This is a genomic window from Streptomyces sp. NPDC057307, from assembly GCF_042667665.1.
GTDB lineage: Bacteria > Actinomycetota > Actinomycetes > Streptomycetales > Streptomycetaceae > Streptomyces.
In genome coordinates, this window is the sequence record NZ_JBHUZM010000003.1 from 1 (window position 1) to 18,629 (window position 18,629).

Annotated in this window: 18 protein-coding genes; 8 read left to right on the plus strand and 10 right to left on the minus strand. The window is 72.7% G+C overall.

Features of this window, described 5'->3' with window-relative positions:
- Positions 1-27: 27 nt before the first annotated feature.
- The 4 genes from ACFUN8_RS01785 to ACFUN8_RS01800 form a co-directional block, all read right to left on the minus strand.
- Positions 28-948: an RNA polymerase sigma-70 factor gene (locus ACFUN8_RS01785; protein ID WP_383630084.1), complete on the minus strand. Its 921-nt coding sequence runs from the start codon at positions 946-948 to the stop codon at positions 28-30.
- A gap of 19 nt (positions 949-967) precedes the next feature.
- On the minus strand, positions 968-1,441 hold the full coding sequence (locus tag ACFUN8_RS01790; protein WP_383630086.1) for a carboxymuconolactone decarboxylase family protein: 474 nt from the start codon (positions 1,439-1,441) through the stop codon (positions 968-970).
- A 103-nt stretch (positions 1,442-1,544) separates the two neighbouring features.
- Positions 1,545-2,393: an ABC transporter permease gene (locus ACFUN8_RS01795; protein WP_383630088.1), complete on the minus strand. Its 849-nt coding sequence runs from the start codon at positions 2,391-2,393 to the stop codon at positions 1,545-1,547.
- Positions 2,390-3,235, minus strand: coding sequence for an ABC transporter ATP-binding protein (locus ACFUN8_RS01800; RefSeq protein WP_383630292.1), 846 nt, complete (start codon positions 3,233-3,235; stop codon positions 2,390-2,392). Before ACFUN8_RS01800 ends, ACFUN8_RS01795 begins: the two co-directional genes overlap by 4 nt.
- A gap of 239 nt (positions 3,236-3,474) precedes the next feature.
- On the opposite strand from ACFUN8_RS01800, the gene ACFUN8_RS01805 reads away from it, so the two are divergent.
- The 8 genes from ACFUN8_RS01805 (at position 3,475) to ACFUN8_RS01840 (ending at position 11,714) form a co-directional block, all read left to right on the plus strand.
- Positions 3,475-4,314, plus strand: coding sequence for a helix-turn-helix domain-containing protein (locus ACFUN8_RS01805; protein ID WP_383630090.1), 840 nt, complete (start codon positions 3,475-3,477; stop codon positions 4,312-4,314).
- A gap of 140 nt (positions 4,315-4,454) precedes the next feature.
- Entirely contained in the window at positions 4,455-5,606 is a 1,152-nt protein-coding gene (locus ACFUN8_RS01810; protein ID WP_383630294.1) for a DegT/DnrJ/EryC1/StrS family aminotransferase, read from the plus strand.
- Positions 5,599-7,731: a lipopolysaccharide biosynthesis protein gene (locus ACFUN8_RS01815; RefSeq protein WP_383630092.1), complete on the plus strand. Its 2,133-nt coding sequence runs from the start codon at positions 5,599-5,601 to the stop codon at positions 7,729-7,731. The genes ACFUN8_RS01810 and ACFUN8_RS01815 overlap by 8 nt, the downstream gene beginning before the upstream one ends.
- A 77-nt stretch (positions 7,732-7,808) precedes the next feature.
- Complete coding sequence (locus ACFUN8_RS01820; RefSeq protein ID WP_383630094.1) at positions 7,809-7,994, plus strand: hypothetical protein; 186 nt, start codon at positions 7,809-7,811, stop codon at positions 7,992-7,994.
- A gap of 12 nt (positions 7,995-8,006) precedes the next feature.
- Positions 8,007-8,699, plus strand: a complete 693-nt coding sequence (locus tag ACFUN8_RS01825) for a hypothetical protein (RefSeq protein WP_383630096.1) — start codon at positions 8,007-8,009, stop codon at positions 8,697-8,699.
- Positions 8,696-9,703: a DUF6895 family protein gene (locus tag ACFUN8_RS01830; RefSeq protein ID WP_383630098.1), complete on the plus strand. Its 1,008-nt coding sequence runs from the start codon at positions 8,696-8,698 to the stop codon at positions 9,701-9,703. The genes ACFUN8_RS01825 and ACFUN8_RS01830 overlap by 4 nt, the downstream gene beginning before the upstream one ends.
- 62 nt (positions 9,704-9,765) lie before the next feature.
- Positions 9,766-10,680 (plus strand): DUF6895 family protein, encoded by a 915-nt coding sequence (locus ACFUN8_RS01835; RefSeq protein WP_383630296.1) that lies wholly within the window; start codon positions 9,766-9,768, stop codon positions 10,678-10,680.
- Positions 10,677-11,714 carry a serine hydrolase domain-containing protein gene (locus tag ACFUN8_RS01840; protein ID WP_383630100.1) on the plus strand — a complete coding sequence of 346 codons (1,038 nt, stop codon included), beginning with the start codon at positions 10,677-10,679 and terminating at the stop codon, positions 11,712-11,714. Before ACFUN8_RS01835 ends, ACFUN8_RS01840 begins: the two co-directional genes overlap by 4 nt.
- Positions 11,715-11,720: 6 nt before the next feature.
- Here ACFUN8_RS01840 and ACFUN8_RS01845 read toward each other — a convergent pair whose 3' ends face one another.
- The 6 genes from ACFUN8_RS01845 to ACFUN8_RS01870 form a co-directional block, all read right to left on the minus strand.
- Positions 11,721-12,806 (minus strand): glycoside hydrolase family 26 protein, encoded by a 1,086-nt coding sequence (locus ACFUN8_RS01845; RefSeq protein ID WP_383630102.1) that lies wholly within the window; start codon positions 12,804-12,806, stop codon positions 11,721-11,723.
- Positions 12,806-13,186 carry a hypothetical protein gene (locus ACFUN8_RS01850; protein WP_383630104.1) on the minus strand — a complete coding sequence of 127 codons (381 nt, stop codon included), beginning with the start codon at positions 13,184-13,186 and terminating at the stop codon, positions 12,806-12,808. Before ACFUN8_RS01850 ends, ACFUN8_RS01845 begins: the two co-directional genes overlap by 1 nt.
- Positions 13,183-15,087: a hypothetical protein gene (locus tag ACFUN8_RS01855; RefSeq protein WP_383630106.1), complete on the minus strand. Its 1,905-nt coding sequence runs from the start codon at positions 15,085-15,087 to the stop codon at positions 13,183-13,185. The genes ACFUN8_RS01850 and ACFUN8_RS01855 overlap by 4 nt, the downstream gene beginning before the upstream one ends.
- 135 nt (positions 15,088-15,222) lie before the next feature.
- The gene (locus ACFUN8_RS01860; protein ID WP_383630108.1) at positions 15,223-16,044 is read right to left on the minus strand and encodes a polysaccharide deacetylase family protein; all 822 of its coding nucleotides are present in this window, start codon (positions 16,042-16,044) and stop codon (positions 15,223-15,225) included.
- Positions 16,041-17,396 carry a glycosyltransferase gene (locus ACFUN8_RS01865; protein WP_383630110.1) on the minus strand — a complete coding sequence of 452 codons (1,356 nt, stop codon included), beginning with the start codon at positions 17,394-17,396 and terminating at the stop codon, positions 16,041-16,043. Before ACFUN8_RS01865 ends, ACFUN8_RS01860 begins: the two co-directional genes overlap by 4 nt.
- A 30-nt stretch (positions 17,397-17,426) precedes the next feature.
- A complete protein-coding gene (locus tag ACFUN8_RS01870) occupies positions 17,427-18,518 on the minus strand; it encodes a GNAT family N-acetyltransferase (RefSeq protein ID WP_383630298.1) in 1,092 nt (363 codons plus the stop codon).
- Between the last annotated feature and the right edge of the window lie 111 nt (positions 18,519-18,629).

Here is an 18,629-nt window from a genome sequence, read left to right on the forward strand (position 1 = left end):
GCCGGGCCACCGGCACAAGGGGCCGGTTCAGCCGCCCCGGCGGGCCTGCTTCACCTCGCGGTCGATCGCCCAGGCGTCGGCGACCGGTCCGAGGTGCCCGAGCTTGTCGGGGTTGATCACCGAGCGGATGGTCTGGATCTGCCCGTCGAGGACATCGAGGGCCAGGATGACGAGCACCTTGCCGTCCCGGTCGCGGAAGATCGCGCCGGGCTGGCCGTTGATCTCGTGCTGCTCGCACGTCACGTCGACCCGGATCAGCCAGGGGAACACCGTGCCCAGCAGCCGGGAGACGTTTGTGGCGCCCGCGACGGGCTTGGCCAGCTGCGGGGCCTTGCCGCCGCCGTCGCCGACCATCCGCACATCCGCGGCCAGCAACTCCTGGAGCCCGTCCACGTCGCCGTCCTTCAGCGCGTCGAAGAACCGCGTCGCCAGCTCCTGCCGTTCCTCGCGGTCCGCCGCGAACCGCGGCCGCCCCGCCTCCATGTGCCGCCGCGCCCGGACCAGCAGTTGCCGGCACGCCGCCTCCGAACGCCCCACGGCCGCCGCGACCTCGTCGTACTCGAAGGCGAACACCTCCCGCATCAGGAAGACCGCCCGCTCCGACGGGCTGAGCCGCTCCAGCAGCAGCAGCGCCGCCATGGACACCGAGTCGGCCAGCTCCACCGAACGCTCCGGGTCCTGATACGGATCGCTGAGCAGCGGCTCGGGGAACCACGGGCCCACATAAGCCTCGCGCCGCACCCGCGCGGAGCGCAGCACGTCGATCGAGATCCGGGTCACCACGGTCGACAGATACGCCTTGGCCGACGTGGGCCGGGCCGACGAGCCGTCGAAGCGCAGCCAGGTCTCCTGCACCGCGTCCTCGGCCTCGGTCACGCTGCCGAGTATCCGGTAGGCGATCGAGAACAGCAGGGGCCGCAGCTCCTCGAACTCATCGACCTTGCTCACGTCTGAAGCTCCTTCCGTGTCAGTGGAGTTGTCCGGGTTCGTAGTCGCCGGCCGGCTGACGCGTGATGATGTTCAGCCGGTTCACCGCGTTCATGAAGGAGACCAGGATCACCAGGGTGGTGAGCTGCTCCTCGTCGTAGTGCTTGGCGGCGTACACCCACACCTCGTCGCTGACCCCCTCGGCCGCGTCCGCGACCCTGGTCCCCTCCTCGGCCAGCTCCAGCGCGGCCCGCTCGGCCTCGGTGAAGACCGTGGCCTCGCGCCACGCCACGACCAGGTTCAGCCGGGCCGACGTCTCGCCGGCCGCGGCGGCCTCCTTGGTGTGCATGTCTATACAGGCGGCGCAGCCGTTGATCTGGCTGACGCGCAGCGCCACCAGCTCCTGCGTCACGGCCGGCAGCGGCGATTCCTTGAACGCCTTGCCGGTCGACATGAAGTACTTGAGGACCTTGCTCGCGGTCGGGCTGGTGAAATAGTTCAGTCGCGCGTCCATGGTGCGCTCCTCCGGGTCGTCGCTCGGTGCCTACATTCCCTGAGACGAGACGGCGCGGTCCCCTGTGACATGGCCGCGTGACGGATCTGCCGGACGAGCCGGGTCAGCCGGTGCGGCGCAGGGCCTTCTCGCGGCGTTCCGACACGCTCGAACCCGACTCGCGCCGGGCCGTGCGGCGCAGTACGAGGGGGGCGAGCGCCAGGCCGAGTACGGCCCAGAGGCCGAGTACTCCGGCCGTCTCCCACGGGCGCCAGGACCCGCCGATCTCGGCGGTGACCGCGGCGTCCGGGAGGAGGGCGGAGCGCATGCCCAGGCCGAGCCAGTAGATCGGGGTGGCCTGGCCGAGCCACTGGACCCATTCCGGCAGCGAGGTGAGCGGGTAGAAGACGCCGGAGATCGCGATCATGGCCAGCATCGGCAGCTGGATGAGTCCCTGGCCGCGGGCGCCGGTGAGCACCGAGCCCAGGATCGCGCCGATGGGGAGGGTCGCGGCCATGCCGAGGAGCAGGATCCAGGTCACCGTGAGCCAGGATCCGGCGTCGCCGGCCGCGAGGCCGTCGACGATGAGCAGGCCCGGGATGAGCAGGATCGCGAGGTCGGCGAGGAGACCGCCGCCGACCGTGACGACCTTGCCGATCAGATAGGCGGGTATGCCGTCGGGCGTCGCCTTGGCGCGCAGGAGGGTGCCGTCCTCGCGTTCGGCGGCGAGGATCTGGCTCATGGAGACCATGCCCATCGCGGCGTTCATGCCGAGGATGCCCGGCAGGGCCAGGGTGCCGAGCAGGAGCCCGCCGGTGCCGAAGGCCGAGTCCCGCAGGAAGTACAGCACCGTCAGCATCAGGGTGGGCCAGAGCAGATGGGACAGCAGTTCACCGCCGTTGGTGAAGGACTGCCGCAGTTCGATCAGGCCGCGCGAGCAGCCCACGCGGACCGTGCCGGTCGTCGTGTTCATCGGGCCGTCTCCTCCTCGCGTACGAGTGCCAGGTAGGTGTCCTCCAACGAGGCCCGGCGGACCTCCAGTTCGGCTATCTCCGTGCCGTACCGGGCGAACAGGTCGCGGACGAAGCCGGTCGAGTCGGTGGTCGTCCGCGTGTGGTGGATTCCGTCGTGCGTCCAGCGCACCTCGTCCTCGCCCGCCACCTGGCGCGCCAGTTCGTCCTCCGTGCCGTCGGCGATGATCCGGCCGCCGACGAGGACCACGACGCGGTCGGCGAGTTTCCCGGCCTCGGCCAGGTCGTGCGTGGTGAGCAGGACCGTCGTCGCGTGGTCGTGGGCCAGGCGGCGGACGAGGTCGTGGAACTCGCGCCGCGCGCCGGGGTCGAAACCCGCCGTCGGCTCGTCCAGGAAGAGCAGTTCGGGGCGGCCGACGATGCCGATCGCCACGTCCAGCCTGCGCCGCTGTCCGCCGGAGAGGGTCTTGATCTTCTTGCCCGCGTGCGCCGTGAGACCGACCGCCTCGACCAACTCGTCGGTGTGCCAGGGGCGTCGGACCTGGTCGGTGGCGTACGGGGTGTAGTACGTGCCGAGGTGGGCGAGCAGTTCGCGCACCCGCCAGTTGCCGTGGTCGCGCCAGGACTGGAGGACCACCCCGAGCCTGGCCCGCCAGCGTTCGTCGCCGTGCGCCGGGTCGGAGCCGAGTACGTCGACACGGCCCGCCGACCGCATCCGGAAGCCCTCCAGGATCTCGATCGTGGTGGTCTTGCCCGCTCCGTTCGGGCCCAGCAGGGCCAGCACCTCCCCGTGGCGCGCCTGGAACCGCACATCGCGCAGCACGTCGTTCGCGCCGTACCGCATGCGCAGCCCCTCGACATCGAGTACGACTCTCTCGCCGGTCGTCACATCGGACCCCCTTGCCGTGGATATTTCGACAATCGCGAAAGCTACGTTGCGTTTCATGGGCCGTCAAACGCAATTGCAATGGTGGTGACGGTGAATGCGACTGGAGTTTCTGGGAGAGATCGTTGCAATGAGATGACGGTGAACGCATACTGGACCGACCGTTCACCGACGAACCACCAGGGAGGCGAGGACGGATGCCGGGAGGCAGGCTGACGCACGAGGAACGCCGGGACATCGCCGCCGGACTGGCCGAGGGGCTGGGCTACGCCGAGATCGCCAGACGCCTCGGCAGGCCCACCTCGACCGTCAGCCGGGAGGTCGCGCGCAACGGCGGCACCGACGGCTACCGGGCGGACCGGGCACTGCGGGCCACCGCGCGGCGGGCCCGGCGGCGCGCGCCCACGCTCCCGGCGTCGAGCCCCCAAGACAGCGACAGCGACGAACTGCGGTGTTTCGCGGAGCAGTTCGGGGCCGTGCTGGTCGAGACCGGGCTCCCCGGCATGGCGTCCCGCGTCCTCGTCCGGCTGTTCCTCACCGACTCCGGGGGCCTCACCGCCGCCGACCTGGTCGGGCGGTTGCGGGTCAGCCCCGCGTCGGTCTCCAAGGCCGTCAGCTATCTCGAACGCCTGGAGGTGGTCCGGCGCGAGCGCGATCCCCGGGGGCGGCGCGAGCGGTACGTCGTGGACGACGACGTCTGGCTGCGGGCCTGGACGCGCGACACGCGTTCGACGGCGAACTGGGCGGACACCGCCCGGCGGGGCGTCGGCGTCGTCGGCGCCGACACCCCGGCCGGGGCGCGGCTCGACCGGATGAGCCGGTTCTTCGCGACCCTCAGCGAGGACATGGCGAGCGGTCCCGCCGGTGTCGAGGACGCGCTGACGCTGCTCGCGGCGCTCATGCACACGAAGGCGCCCCCGGATGCCGAGGCGCTGGCCGCAGGGCTCGGCTGGTCCGCCGAGCGCGTCACCGAGGCCCTGCGGCACGCCGGACCCGACCGGCTCGGCCCGGACCAGCGCGCCGCCCTGACGACGTGACACGCGGGCGGTGACCCGAGCCGTCCGGAGACCGTATTGACGGGAGCGTCCCCAAAGGCCACATTGATCCGGGGGCAGGGGGAAACGGTATGGCTCTTGGGGAGGGCTGCCCGACGCCGTACGCCGCGCTGGAATCGGCCATGCGGCGGCGTCTCGGCAGAGAGTGCCTGTACGTGCCGTCGTGCCGGCTCGGGCTCTATGTGACGCTGCGCCACTGGTGCCCGCCCGGCGGCCGGGTGCTGATGTCCCCGGTCAACGACGACGTGATCATGTTCGTGGTGCTCGCGGCCGGACTGCGCCCCGTCCAGGCGCCGTTGAACGCGCGGGACGGGTCGATCGACCCGGCGGCCGTACCGGACTCCGACTGGCGCGGGCTGTCCGCCGTACTGACCACGAATCTGTACGGGAATCCCGACCCGGCACCCGAACTGCGCGCCCGCTGCGACGCGTTGGGAATCCCGTTGATCGAGGACGCGGCCCACGCCATCGGCAGCGAGGTGGCCGGCCGGGCCGTCGGGACCTTCGGGGACGCGGCCGTGTTCAGCCTCTCCAAGCATGTGGGCGCCAAGACCGGCGGGTTCCTCGCCGTGGCCGACCCCGCCCTCCGTACGGAACTGGCGGCGGCCCGTGACGCGCTCCTCGAACCGTCCCGGCTCACCGCCGAACTCGCCTACGCCCTGCGGCCGTACGCGGAGGCCGGGGTGCGCGGGCTGCGGCTGGTGCGGGCCGCGCGCGGCCTGCTGCGCGCGGCCGGGGCCGAGGAGCGCCGGGGCATCCGGATGGAGCTGCGGCCGGGTGAGCTGAAGGAGGCGCTGACCGAGGGGCGGGGGCTGGGCGGCTTCGACTCGTGGGTACGGGTGGACATGCACCGGTACCGCGTCACACCGGGCCGTGTCCGGCTGCGGCGCACCGAGCGGCTGCTGTCCGGGCTCGATCCGCTGCTCGCCGCCCACCGGGCCGGTACGGAGCGGCTGTTGGCGAGTCGGTGGGCGGCGCCCGCGCCCCGGTCGGCCGTACAGCCGCTGTTCCGGGTGCCGTTGCTCGTCGCCGACCGGGACGCCGCCGTCGCCGCGCTCGCCCGGCGCCGGATCACCACCGGGTATCTGTACGACCCGCCGCTCGACGTGTACGCGGGTGACGTCTTCACCGACGCCTCGCCGCGTCCCGCGCCCGCCGCCTGGTTCGCCCGTCACGCGCTGCCCGTCGACCCGTTACGGGCGGACCGGGTGATCGCCGTACTGGACGCGTCGGGGGCCGCGCCCGCCTCGCCCCCGGGGCACGGCGGTGACTGACACGGCGTGCAAGGACGAGGCGGCCGCCGAACGCGACAACAGCGACTCGATGTTCCGCAACGCGTACGCGCTGATGCTCTCCACCGGTGTCTCCGCCGCCCTCGGTCTCGGCTTCTGGCTGGTCGCCGCCCGCTACTACACCGAGGAGGCCGTCGGCCAGGGCTCCGCCGCCATCGCCGCCATGCGGCTGCTGGCCTCCCTCACCGCCACCACCATGATCGGCGCGGTGGTGCGTTACGTGCCACGGGCCGGGCGGGCGACCGGCCCGCTCGTATGGCGCGCGTACGCGGTCAGTTCGGCCGTCGTGTGCGTCGCCTGTGTGGTCTTCCTGCTGACGCTCGACCTGTGGGGCCCCTCGTACGCGCCGCTCAGCGGCGTCACCGCCGGGCTGGTCTTCACCGCCTCCTGCGTCGCCTGGGCGCTGCTCACCCTCCAGGACGGCGTCCTGACCGGGCTCCGCGAAGCCTTCTGGGTGCCCGTCGGCAACGCCGTCTTCTCCCTCGGCAAGCTGCTGCTCCTCGTCGCGTTCGCCACGGCGATGCCGGTGCTCGGCGTCTTCGTGTCCTGGGCGGCGGCCATCGCGCTGTCCGTACTGCCCCTCGGCTGGCTGGTGTTCCGCCGGCTCATCCCCCGGCAGTCCGCCGCCGACCGGGACCGCGAACCGCCGCGCCCGGCCGACATCGGGCGGTTCCTGGCCGGCGACTCGGTCGGCGCCCTGTTCAGCCTGGCGATGATCAACCTGCTGCCGGTGATGGTGGCCGTGCGCTTCGACGCGGCGCACAACGCGTTCTTCTACACCGCGTACACCGTGGGCGGGACGATGGAGTTCATGGCCATCAACATGGCCTCCTCCCTGACCGCGCACGCCTCGCACTCCCCCGAGCGGCTGGCCGAGGGCGTCCGGGGCGCGCTGCGCCGGATGACGGTGCTACTGGTGCCGGTGGTGCTGGTGCTGGTGGTCTTCGCCCCCCAGGTCCTGGCGCCCTTCGGCGCCGACTACGCCGAGCACGGCTCGACGGTGCTGCGCCTGCTGGCCGCCGCCGCGCTGCCGCGCGTGGTCGTGGAGCTGTACATCGGCGTGCTGCGTGTCCAGGGGCGCACCGGCATGCTCGCCGCCCTCCAGGGCGCCATGTGCGTGTCCGTCCTCGGCAGCGCGGTCGTGCTGCTCGGACCCGCCGGGATCTCCGGCGCCGGGCTGGCGATGCTGCTGTCCATGACGCTCGTCGCGCTGGTGGCGGCCCCGGGGCTGCGGTCGGCGCTGAGAAGGCCCGGCAGGGAGCCCGACACGGGCTACGGGACGACCTGGGCGCGTGAGGCCGCCGAGCGGCGGCGGCGTACCGGAGGCGGCCCGCTCGACGCGGCGGAGGAGGCCGCGTACCGGGCGGCGTGGGCGCGGCAGACCACGTATCCGCAGGGCGGGTACGACACGGCGACCCCGGCCTTCGGCCTGCCCGTGCACGTACCGAAACCCGCGCCCCGTACGGAGGCGGCTCCCCGGGAAGATCCACCGGCGCCCAGGCCCAGCGCGGGGCGTCCGTCGGCCGTGGTGCTGTGGCTGCTCCTGGCTCTCGCCACCGGCCTGTTCTGGACACCGCTGCGGGACGCGGCCGATCTCCGCCCCGGTCCCGCGTCGGGCGCCCAGCTCCTCGCCGCGCTGCCGCCGTTGACGCTCGGTGCCGGGGTCCTGCTGATCGTCGTCCAGTGCGCGGCCGTGGCGCTCGTACGGTCGCGTCCGCTCCTGCTCACGGCCGGTCTGCTGGCGCTGTTCGGCGCGCTGCACGGCGCGCCGCCGCTCCTGGGCGTACGGCCGCAGGCGGCGGCCGGCCCCTGGCACCGGCCGCTCGTCGACGTACTCGCCCAACCGCTCGACCGGGAAAGGGCGTTGGAGCTGCTGCCCGTCGTGCTGCAACTGCTCTGCCTGGGGCTGGCCGCCGTCGCGCTCCGGACGGCGGGCGCGGACGGGCGGATCGTCGCGGCGGCGGTCTGGATTCTCACGGTGGCGGGCTGGTCGGCGCAGCACGTGTTCGCGGCGGTCGCCGTCCCGGTGTCGGTGGGGCTGTTGGCGGTCGCGGTCGTCGCCGTACTGGCCCGTATCACCGCCCGTGGATCCCGGTCCCGGAGCTGAGCGTTTGCGAGTGTCCGATATGTGCGGTGAACTGAGTTATGTACGCCAAATCAGCTTCCTTCTGAGGGGATGATGGCATGACCACCGAGACCAACGCCCGTGAGATGACCAGGGACTTGGACGTCGACATCGAGGCGGTCCTGAGCCCGAGCGAAGCCGAAGGCACCTACCGCGACAGCCGGGAGAGCCTGGCGCTGGCACTCATCGGCGGCCAGGGAGGGCTTCTGCTCTCGCCGCCGACCCCGCGCCCGAAGAAGGGTTGACGGGAGAGTCGAATGGAGCAGTCAGGTACCCCTCCCCGCCTCGCGGGTGTGGTGCACGACCTCGCTTCAGAGGTGGTCTCCGTCCTTCGGGGCGGGGGCCACTCCTCTGTCGTGGGCGGCACCGTCGGCACCCTCGCGGACGACCAGCTTGGCTTGGCGGCGGTGCGCGTACTGGGCGCCGACGTGCTGCTGCCCAGCGTTCTCACCCGCCGTCGGCCGCTCCCGGACGACCTCGCCGTCTTCCAGCGCGCCGTCGTCACCTTCGCCCCCGGCGCCGCGTCGTCCGAGACGACGGTCTGGAGCCACTGGGCGATGACACAGGCGCTGCACAGGCTGGACCTGTCCGCAACCGGAGTCGGCTCGGTGCCCGACGCGTCGTGGCTGGACGCCCTGGAGTGGCCGCAGCTGACCCATCAGCTGTCCCTGCTGGGGTCGCTCGCCCTGCCCGGCGCCGATTCGGGCGTCGCCCAGGTCGCCGCCCGCAGGCCCGTGGACGTGGCGCGGGGCTTCGTACGTGCCGTACGGCGCCGCGACTGGCTCCAGGCGGCCGGCGCCGGACGCTGGCTGAGCGTCATCGACGGAGTCCCCGACACCCTCGGTCTGGACACCGGACTCGAATTCGTCGAGCAGATGGCGGGGGCCGACGCGCGAGTCGGCCTGCATGTGCACGCGGCGCGCCATATCCGGGCCGGAGGCCGGGGATGAACACGCCCGGGACCGCCGAGGCGCGGCAGCCGTCGGGCCGGACGGGAACGGCGCCCGAGTCGTGGGCGTCGTACGTCTCGCGGGCCACCCTGGAGTGGGTGCGCGGACACCAGGACTCCTTCCGGCTCCCGGACGACGTGCTGGACCCGCACACCGACGTCAACCGGACGCTGAAGCCGCTCGGCGAACTGGCCCAGCTCACCTTCTCGATCAGGGAGTCGAGCCACCCCGGTACGGACCGCCACCGGCACGCCTCGGCGCTGCTGGACTTCGCGTGGGAGCAGACCGGGCGGGGACAGCTCTTCCTGGAACTGCTGCGCGGTGAGCCCTTCACGACGTATCCGCTGGAGATCTACGCGCCCTTCGCCTCGGCGGAGCTGCGGCACCCGGGCTTCGAGGAACTCGCCGCGACGGTGTGCGGCACGCGCGGCTGGGGACGTATCGAGCAGGAGCCGAACCGGCGGCTGGGCGTGCTCAACTCCGAGCGGCGGGTGGGTTTTCCACCGTACGGGGAGGCGTCGGCGGCGCTCGCGCGCACCTGGCTCGGCGGTCTTCCGGAGCCGTGGACGTTCGAGCGGACGGCCGGTTACGGGCTGACGCATGTCGTGTTCCACCTCACGGACTGGGGCAACGCACCGGAGCGGATGCCCGCCGAACTGGGCGACTATCTGGCGGCCTGGCTGCCCGCGTGGCTGGACACCTGTCTGGAGGCGGAGCAGTGGGACCTGAGCTGCGAACTGCTCGCCGTCGCCGCCTGCATCCCTGACGGCACGTCATATACCGCGCTCGCGGGGACGGTCGAGTCCGGCTGGGCGCGGATCGCCGCCGTCCAGGACGCGGAGGGGGGCTTCCCGGAGGCCGGTACGGGGCTTCCGCACCAGCCGCCCAGGAACTTCGCGAACTGCTACCACTCCACGCTGGTGGGCGCTTTCGCCGCCACGCTGACCGATGTCCGTCTGCCGTCCGTACAGGGACTGCCGTCCGTACAGGGAGGCGTCGCATGAGCACCGACAGCACCGACAGCATGGAAGGCCCGGACGACACCGCCGGCCCGAGCACCGGTCATATGAAGCTCATCCACGGTGTCGGCGCCCACGCGATGGAGTGGCTGCACTCCCACCGCACCGGCTTCCGGCTCGAACCCGATGTCGATCCCGAGATCGGCTTCATGGAGCGCTTCAAGCCGATCGGCGAAGCCGCCATGATCTGCCAGATCCTCTTCCGGGAAGGGGTCGCGGGCTCGCGCCAGGCGTCTCTCGCACGCGGACTGCTGGACCACCTTTGGCGCGAGGGCCTCGACGGCGGCCGGTCGCTGGCACGCGGCCAGCGGCTGGAGCCGATCTCCCCCATCCCCTTCGAGGTCTACCTCCCGTTCAAGGAGATGGGCTACCAGGAACCGGAGACCGAACGCGCCGTCCGCCTCAACCACCGGCTCGGCAGCTGGGCGGCCCTGGAAGTCCTGCCCATGCGGCGGCTGGGCATCTCCGCGTACGAGAAGCGCTTCGGGCTGACGCCGAGCACCCCCTTCGAGGACGCCACCGCGCGCACCTGGCTCGCCCGCACACCCGAACCGTGGACCGTGGAGGGCCACATCGGGTACGACATCACCCACACCGTCTTCCACCTCACCGAATGGGGCCGCCGGCCGGCCGGGCTGCCGGCGGACATCGCCGACTACCTCGCCCTGTGGCTGCCGGTCTGGCTGGACGACTGGCTCGACCTGAAGCGCTGGGACCTGCTCGGCGAACTCCTCGTCGTGGACGCCTGTCTGCCCGAACCCACCTTCGACGCGCGGGTGTGGCGCGGCTTCGCGGCGGCGCAGCAGCCCGACGGCGCGATGCCGACCATGAACGAGATGCCCGAGGGCAGCCGGGACGACGTCTTCGACATGGTCTACCACCCGACGCTGGTCGCCGCCCTGGCCTCGGTCCTGGCCACCTCTCGCGCCATGGCGCGGCTGACGGCCCCCGCGGCGTCATGACGGGCGACGAGCTGACGAGCCAGGTCACCCAGGTCGCCCGCGCCGCGCTCGCCGGTACGCCGCACGACCGGCTCGACGCGGCGGTACGCGCGGTCGACGCCCCCGATGTCGTCTTCGCCGTCTCCGTGCACGGGCACCGCACGGTCCGCGCCTCGCCCGGCGCGGAAGGTCTGCGGTACGAGATCGGCTCCGCCTCCAAGACGTACGCCGGTCTGCTGCTGGCCCGCCTCGCCGGGACCGGCCGTCTCTCGTACGAGGACTCCGCCGCCGCCTGCTTCGGGTCCCGGCCGCCGCCGTCCGTCGCACCGGTCACGCTGCGGCATCTGATCACGCACACGTCCGGACTGCCCGCCCTGCCACGGGACTTCTACCGGCAGGCGCTGCCGCGCTGGTCGACCAACCCGTTCGCCGGATATCCCGCGCACCGGGTGATCGACGCCTTCCTGCGCGCACACCCGCGCCACCGGCCCGGTACCCGCTGGCGCTACTCCAACTTCGGAGTCTCCGCCCTCGGCCACGCGCTGTCGGCCGCCACCCGCACGGGCTGGGACGCGCTGCTGGAGGAACAGGTCCTTTCGCCGCTGGGGCTGACGGGTACGTCGACGCGGCCGGGCGGCTCCGCCACCGACGCCGTCGGGCACGCCGGGGACGGTGTGACCGAGGTGCCCCCGCTGCGTATCGGCGGCTTCGCGGCGGCCGGCGCGGTCCGGGCCACCCCGCACGATCTGCTCACCTTCCTGGAGGCGCATCTGCGGCCGGAGCGCACACCGTCGCTGGCGGACGCCCTGCACGCGGTACGCCGCCCCGTACTGCGCCGCGGGATCGGCAAGGCGCACACGCACACCCTGACCTGGTTCCAGCACCCGACGGACGACGGCCCGGCGTACTTCCACGGCGGGGCGACGAGCGGGCAGCAGGCGTTCCTCGGGTTCTGCCCGGGGACGGGGACGGCGGTGGCGGCGGTCGCCACGCGACGCTTCCGGCGGGCCGACGCGTTCGTGCCGACGGCCTACTCCGTGCTGTTCGGCGACTGAGGACCGCTACCGGGGCGGGGGCTGGCGGAAGTAGTCGTCACGGCCCGCCTCACGGTAACCCTCAAGCCCCGGGCCCTCGTTGACCGTCAGGTCGCAGTTGTCGCCCGGCACCGGTCTGTTCCACTGCACCAGGGCCTTCACCTCCGGCATCGTGCGCACCGTGTCGGGGATCCGCGCGTACCAGTCGCGCTGTCGGTCGGGGTCCGCCGGGTCCGGCACGGTGCCGAACTCGGCCAGCATCAGCGGTTTCTCGGCGGAGATGTTCGCCCGTAGCCAGTCGTAGGTGGGGCGCTGGCTACGGTCGAAGTCCTTCCAGTCCGTGGTGCTGTGGCAGAGGAAGTAGTTGTACTGGTCCATTCCGATCCAGTCGACGTAGTCGTCCCCCGGATACAGCGCCGCCATGTCGGCCTTGCTGCCCAGATAGCCGGAGACCGTCCACACCCACACGACGTTGTCGACGCCCAACTCCTCGAAGCGATCGCGCAGATGGCGGTACGCGGCGACGTACTGCGCCGGGGTGCCCGCGCCCTCCTTGATGCGGGCGTCGGCCTCCTGGTCGAAGGAGAGGAAGATCCGCTTGCCCTGTTCGTCGCCGTACTCCTTGATGCGGCGCGCCTGCGGGTCGATGATCTCCGCGTCGTGGCGACCGGACGCGACGTTCGCCCAACCCAGCTGGTCCTCGGTCCAGTTCTCGTGGTGCGGCTCGCGCCAGACCGTGGACTCCCAGGCCAGCATCAGCATCCGGTCCTCGCCCAACTCCCGCTCGTCGGGGGTGAGGAGCTGTCCGTCGAGTCCGGTGTTCGACATGTCGTGGTAGTTGTAGACGAGGTCGAGCCTGCGGCCGATCTTCTTCTCGAAGGCGTACACCGCCCTGGTGAGCGAACCGTCCGCCGGGCCGTCCTCCGCGTACGGGACGTACGCGCCCCACCACGCGCCGCACGGCGGCTCCAGCCGGTCCGTGGCGGCGCAGTTGTCCCCCGGCGTGTCCGACTCGGTGGCCCAGATCCCGAGCCCGGCGATGAGCAGTCCGACGGCGACCAGGACGATCACGGTGTACGCCTGCTTCTCGGCCTGGCTGAGCCGTGCCGCCATCAGCGGCCCCTCCGGCCGACGGCGCCGCGCGTGGCGGCGGGCAGCGGCAGTCCCGGCAGGGCGGCGGCGACGGTCGTGAGGGCCGCCAGCGTGATCAGGAGGGCCGCCGCCGAGAAGCCGCGCACCAGAAAGAGCGTGGTGGTGACGGTGACCGCGAGGGAGAGGCTGAGCGGCGCGGCGAGGGCGACCGCCTCGATGCGGGCGGCCGGGCGCAGCGGGCCGCGCTGCGGGTGCAGGAGCGCCAGGCCGGGGCCGAAGCAGACGAACAGCAGCACCGGGATCCAGCGCAGTGGTGAACCGCCGGGCAGCGCGGTCGCGGCGAGCGCGCCCCAGCCGGCGAGGGCCAGCGGTACTCGGAGCCGTAAATGATCGAAGGTCATGGACGGTCGCTCCCCGGGGCGGTGGTGTCCGCGTGTGGCCGGTACTGAAGGACGATGCCGTACGGGTGCTCCTCCACGGTCCGGAACAGCGGCGAGGCGGCGAGGCGCGACCGCAGGGTGTCGAAGCCGCCCGGTGGCAGGAGCCCTTCGCCGGCCGCGTAGATGTCCTGCGTGCGGGTGAGGATCACATAGGCGTCGGTGCCGGGCGGGATGCCGTCGGCCAGATGGCGCGCGGGGTCGGCCAGCATCCGTTCGTTCTCGGGGAGTTCCTGCTCGGCGAAGAACCAGTGCTCGACGTGGTCGTAGCGGTGCAGCGCCCCCGGGAAGGAGCCGGTGGTGGCGAGGATCAGGGCGCCGTCGGGTGCCCGGTCGCTGGCGCGGGTGACGAGCGCGGTCTCGGCGGGCGGGGTGTAGTACATCTTCTCCTTGCCGTAGTACGAGGGCAGGAAGCCGGCCAGCAGCACGAGGAGCGCCACGGGCAGCGCCGCGTGGAGGGTGAGCGCCCTGGCCCGTCTTCGGACCGGCCGTCCGTCGCCCGCGACCGCCGGGACGAGCGTCGCCGCCGCGAAGAAGGCGGCGCCCGGCAGCCCGAACAGATAGACGCGGAAGAGCATTTCGCCGCCGTAGTCGTTCACGACGAACAGCGGGACCGGCGCGATCGACACGAGCAGCAGCGGCAGCGCGGCGCGGACGAGCCGGCGGCGCAGGAGCAGGGCCGCGCCCGCCAGCGCGGCGACGGCGAGCACCATCAACACGTTGGCGCGACCGGCGAGTTCGGGGCCGGGGCCGGTGAGTTCACCGGCGTATCCGGCGCGTGAGTTCTGGGTGAGCTGGCCGAGCGAGTCGCGCAGGGTGCCCAGTGTCTCGACGAACAGCGGCCGGCCCATCGTCAGGTCCCAGGCCAGCATGATCAGCGCGGCGACGGCCAGCAGCCCGTAGTTGCGGTAGCGGCGGGTGAGGGTCAGCGCGAACAGCGAGACGCAGAGCATCACGGGTGTGAGCTGGTGCGAGGCGTTGACGGCCAGGATCAGCGGCGCGAGGACGGCCACCCCGACGGCGCGCTGCCGGGTGCCGGTGGGCGGCGGTACGGCGGCGGACGCCGGGTCCAGGAACGACCGGTCGCGGAGCCTGCCCGCCGAGCCCGGCAGCACGAAGTGCCGTAGCACGACGGTGATCACGGACAGATGCAGCAGATACGCGAAGCCCTGCGGCGACAGATAGTCCTGCCCGACCCAGTTGGCGAGCTGGAAGATCCAGACGGCGGTCCACACCAGCCGCCAGTCCTCGGTGAAGGTGCGGTAGAGCAGGACGAGCACCGGCGTCATCAGCAGACCGAGTGCGATCGGCGCCCAGTTGAGGAACACGGCCGCGCTGTCCACGCCGAAGGCGCGCACCAGTCCGCCGGTGAGGGTGAAGAAACCGGGCCACTGGTCGTAGGCGGACATGTTGCCCGACAGGGCGCCGTTCGGGCGCAGTTCACCGTTGAGGAGGAGCTGGTTGACGACGGCGTCGTGCTTGGACGCCCAGGGGTAGCGCACGGAGTCGTACAGCACGGCGGGCGGCGCCTTGAGGGCGACGAGGAGTGCGACGCAGTAGGTGGCGGGCCACCAGGGCGCGGTTCCGGCGCGGCGCAGGGCGGCCAGGAATCCGCAGGTGAGGAGCGCCAGCGCGAGGTAGAACGCGACGGGGAGACGGTCGAGGAGCCCGTAGTCGCCCATGGAGCGGAAGCCGACGCGCGGCAGGGCGTACGTCCAGAGGGCGGCCGCGGCGAGTAACGGCAGCCAGGAGAGGAGGAGTTGAGGGCGTAAGGGGCGAGGGAGCGCCCGGCGGGGCGGAGGGGACGGTGGTGGCGGGTGTGCCGGAGCCGGAGCCTCGGCCGGCGCGAGCGCGCGTGGTTGCACGGTGCGACTCCCCCCACCCCTGTGGTCGCGGCCGTCACGCCGCTGTCCCCTTCAGCGAATTATAGGAACTCTCTGCGCTTTTGCGTGGCTCTCGCACATCTCTGTTGCATACGAGGTCGCGAGGACTTCGGAGTCCTAGCCGGCGAACTGTGGTCCGCGCGCCACCGCGCGGGCCCTGCGGTAGAGGCGCCAGCCCACCGTCGCCGCCGAGTCCGGGAACGGCGCCGCCCTCGCGCCCTCCCCCGCCATCCAGGCCGCCACGTCCGCCACCGTGTGGCCGCGCCGCACGATGAGGCGGGCGATGCGGTACGGCTCGTCCGTCTCTGAGCTGAGCGCGTGGCGTACGGCGACGGCGGAGGCGTATCCGGCACGGCGCGCGGCCCCGCGTACGGCGCGGCTGTTGTAGCCGTGCGGGTAGGCGAGATGCGCCACCCCGTGACCGAGTACGTCTTCGAGCGTGGCCTTCGACTCCCTTAGCTCCCGGTCGAGTTGGGGCGCGCGGAGGGTGTCCAACTGCGGGTGCGTGACCGTGTGCGCGCCGATCTCCAGGCCGTGCCGCTCCAGCGACGGCACCTGGGCGAGCCTCATCATCGGGGCGGGCGGCAGCAGGCTGCCGCGTCCGGGGGTGAGGGCGCCGGTCGTGAGATACGCGGTGGCGGGCAGGGCGCGTTCGGCGAGGGCTTCGGCGGTCGGGCCGGGCAGATCGGCGAATCCGTCGTCGAAGGTCAGGACGACGGGGCGGGGCGGCAGCGGGGCGCCGGTCGTCAGCCGGTCGGCGAGCGCGCCGACCGGGACGGGGGTACGGCCGGTGGCGACGACCGCGTCCAGGTGTGCGGTGAACTGCCGTGGTGTGACGGTGAATTCGGCGATCCAGGCGGGCGGGTCGTCCATCACCGCGTGGTAGAGCAGCACCGGGACGCGTGCCGGTGCGGGGCGCGGCGGTGGGCGGCGTGTCATCGGCTCCCCCAGCGGGCCCTGGCATAGCCCAGCGGGCCGTACAGCATGCCTCGGCGCTCCAGCCGGGACAGCGTGCGCGGCCACGGGTGGCTCTGGGCGCCGTGCGCGCCCGGAGTGCCGGGAGTGCCGTGCGCGCCCGGAGTGCCGGCCGAACGCCCGTCCCGGTGGGCGGTGATGGCGCGGGCGTGGGCCAGGCCGCGCGGGAGCTTCGCGAGCAGCGCGGGCAGCAGGGCGGGGTGACGGCAGAGGACGGCGGTGAGGTACGCGGTGAGGCCGGCGCCGTAGCCGTACGCCTGGTTCCGCAGGTCCCTCCAGGTCTCGCGGTGGTGGTGCCAGACCAGCGCGTCGGGTGTGTAGCGCAGCCGGTGTCCGGCGGTCAGGATCCGGACGAACGCGTAGAGGTCGTCGCCGCCCCTGGCGGGGGTGCCGGTGCCGGTGGCGGGGTCGAAGCCGCCGACGGCGCGCAGCGCGGAGGCGCGGAACGCCATGTTGGCGCCGGAGCCGAAGCTGCCCGCCGTGAACGGGAACAGCGGTTCGTCGGCGGGCGGGGCGGCCGGGTCGTAGAGACGCGGGGCGAAGCCTTTCGCGAAGCCGCCGTGGCTCTCCAGGAGGACCTGCGCGGGAGTGGTGAGGCGGGCGGGGAGGATGAGGCCCGTGACGCAGCCGGTGCGGGGGTCGGTCGCGAACGGCGTGGTGAGCGCGGAGAGCCAGCGCGGGTCGGCGACGACGTCGTCGTCCGTGAAGGCGACGACGGGGCTGTCGGTGGCGGCGACGCCCGCGTTGTGGGCGGTGGCCAGTCCGGGCACCGGCTCGTGGACATAGGTGAGGCGGTCCGCGTAGCGGGCGTCGATCAGTTCGCGGGTGGCGGTCGTGACGGGCGCGTTGTCGACGACCACGACGTGGAAGTCCGGGTGGTCCTGCGCGAGGAGCGAGTCGAGCGCCCGGCCGAGGGTGTCCGCGCGCTCGCGGGTGGCGACGACGACTGTCGTACGGGGTGGTGGTGCGCCGGTCCGGCCGCACGACGGGCTTGTTCCGTACGGCTGTTGATCGTGGCTCGCGTGCTGCGCGCGGAAGGCCGTGGTGAGGACGGTTGCGGGGTCGGCGCCGTCCGGGACGGTGGTGAGGACGGTGGCGACGGGGCGGCCCCGGAGCCGTACGAGGGCGTAGACGGTGCCCGCGCGGACGGGCGGGCCGCCGGGGGCGGGAGTCAGTGACAGCACCGCCCCGTCCGCGCGGGCCGGGTCCAGGTGGAGGTCGAGGTCCAGGTCGAGGTCGGCGACGCAGACGTCACGCAGCGGTGATCGCGTCGTCGGCCGTGAGGACGTGCTCGGAGTGCTCGGAGTGCTCGGCATGATGCCTCCGCTCGTGTGGTGCCTGCCGGGTCACCGGTCCCGCAGTCGGCCCACCTGGTTCAGGGCGCGCTGCGCGTATCCGGCCAGCTTCGGCCGGTTCCGTACGAAGCTGTGCGCGCGGCGCGAGGGCTCGCGGCTGAGCCGGTACAGGGCCGCGCGTGGGCCGCGCCGTACCGAGGCCCCCTCGTACACCCGCAGGTCACCGGTCTTGAGCGCGTCCTTGTACTCGGCGGCGCCACGGCCCAGGTCGAGCAGGCCGATCCCGGCGCCGGCCGCCGCCTCGGCCATCCGCAGATGGAGGACGAGGCCCGGTGAGTACTTGGCGAAGTCGGTGTCGTACGCGGGGAACCAGCACGACAGGACCGTGCGTGAGCGGAGGCCGAAGTGCGCGGCGACCGGGCGGTCGGCGACGTACAGCACGGAGAGGACGCCGGAGCAGCCGGGCGTGCGGTCGGGCGTGTGGTCGGTCGCCAACTGCCTTACCAGCGTGCTGATCCACTCCTTGGCGAACCGGTCGCGCCGGCCCGTCCTGCGGTACTGGGCCGACTTCCACCCCATGAGCGTGTCGAGGGCCGCCGGGTCGCGCTCGTCGAAGACGAACCGGACCTCGCCGGCCTGCCGGGCGAGTCGGCGTTCCTTGGCGGTCGTCGTACGGAAGAACTTGGGCGATCCGGCACGCAGGACCGCCGCGTACGCCTCGTAGCCCTGGCCGATGTCGATGACCGGGGAGGCGAACTCCTCGGCGGCGTCCGGGACGAACAGCGGCTGGCCCGCTTCGAGGTTGTCGAACTCCCAGCTGGTGAGCGAGCAGGCGCGCAGCAACTCACCGGCCGTGACGGTGTGTTCGGGGCTCAGCACCAACCCCTGGCTGTCGGACACCCCGAACCCGATCGCGCGGCCCTGCCCCAACGGGCCTCGTTCGTACGGGAAGAAGCCGACGGGCACGCCCTCTCCGCCGGCCCCGCCTCCGCCTCTGATGACCGCGACCCGCGCGCCCGGCCGTACCCGGCCGACGGCGCGGGTGAACTCCGGCTCCATGAAGGGATTGGCGGGCGCGCCGGACAGCGCCCGTAACTCCCGCCAGCGCCCGATCTCCCCCGCGTCCAGCTCCCCCGGCCGCATCACACGGATGCGGGCGGCGGCGGCAGCACCACGTACGCGTACGTCGCTCAACTCGACCCCCCGGTCGCTCACCCCGCGCCGAACAGGACGGTACCGGCCCAAATCCCTCCG

Excerpts from the sequence above, each read along its gene's own strand:
- ACFUN8_RS01850 (WP_383630104.1), bottom strand. The coding sequence starts at position 13,186 with ATGACCTTCGATCATTTACGGCTCCGAGTACCGCTGGCCCTCGCCGGC.
- ACFUN8_RS01830 (WP_383630098.1), top strand. The coding sequence starts at position 8,696 with ATGAACACGCCCGGGACCGCCGAGGCGCGGCAGCCGTCGGGCCGGACG.
- ACFUN8_RS01870 (WP_383630298.1), bottom strand. The coding sequence starts at position 18,518 with ATGCGGCCGGGGGAGCTGGACGCGGGGGAGATCGGGCGCTGGCGGGAG.
- ACFUN8_RS01825 (WP_383630096.1), top strand. The coding sequence starts at position 8,007 with ATGGAGCAGTCAGGTACCCCTCCCCGCCTCGCGGGTGTGGTGCACGAC.
- ACFUN8_RS01845 (WP_383630102.1), bottom strand. The coding sequence starts at position 12,806 with ATGGCGGCACGGCTCAGCCAGGCCGAGAAGCAGGCGTACACCGTGATC.
- ACFUN8_RS01865 (WP_383630110.1), bottom strand. The coding sequence starts at position 17,396 with ATGCCGAGCACTCCGAGCACTCCGAGCACGTCCTCACGGCCGACGACG.
- ACFUN8_RS01810 (WP_383630294.1), top strand. The coding sequence starts at position 4,455 with ATGCGGCGGCGTCTCGGCAGAGAGTGCCTGTACGTGCCGTCGTGCCGG.
- ACFUN8_RS01835 (WP_383630296.1), top strand. The coding sequence starts at position 9,766 with ATGAAGCTCATCCACGGTGTCGGCGCCCACGCGATGGAGTGGCTGCAC.
- ACFUN8_RS01795 (WP_383630088.1), bottom strand. The coding sequence starts at position 2,393 with ATGAACACGACGACCGGCACGGTCCGCGTGGGCTGCTCGCGCGGCCTG.
- ACFUN8_RS01800 (WP_383630292.1), bottom strand. The coding sequence starts at position 3,235 with ATGCGGTACGGCGCGAACGACGTGCTGCGCGATGTGCGGTTCCAGGCG.
- ACFUN8_RS01840 (WP_383630100.1), top strand. The coding sequence starts at position 10,677 with ATGACGGGCGACGAGCTGACGAGCCAGGTCACCCAGGTCGCCCGCGCC.
- ACFUN8_RS01860 (WP_383630108.1), bottom strand. The coding sequence starts at position 16,044 with ATGACACGCCGCCCACCGCCGCGCCCCGCACCGGCACGCGTCCCGGTG.
- ACFUN8_RS01790 (WP_383630086.1), bottom strand. The coding sequence starts at position 1,441 with ATGGACGCGCGACTGAACTATTTCACCAGCCCGACCGCGAGCAAGGTC.
- ACFUN8_RS01805 (WP_383630090.1), top strand. The coding sequence starts at position 3,475 with ATGCCGGGAGGCAGGCTGACGCACGAGGAACGCCGGGACATCGCCGCC.
- ACFUN8_RS01820 (WP_383630094.1), top strand. The coding sequence starts at position 7,809 with ATGACCACCGAGACCAACGCCCGTGAGATGACCAGGGACTTGGACGTC.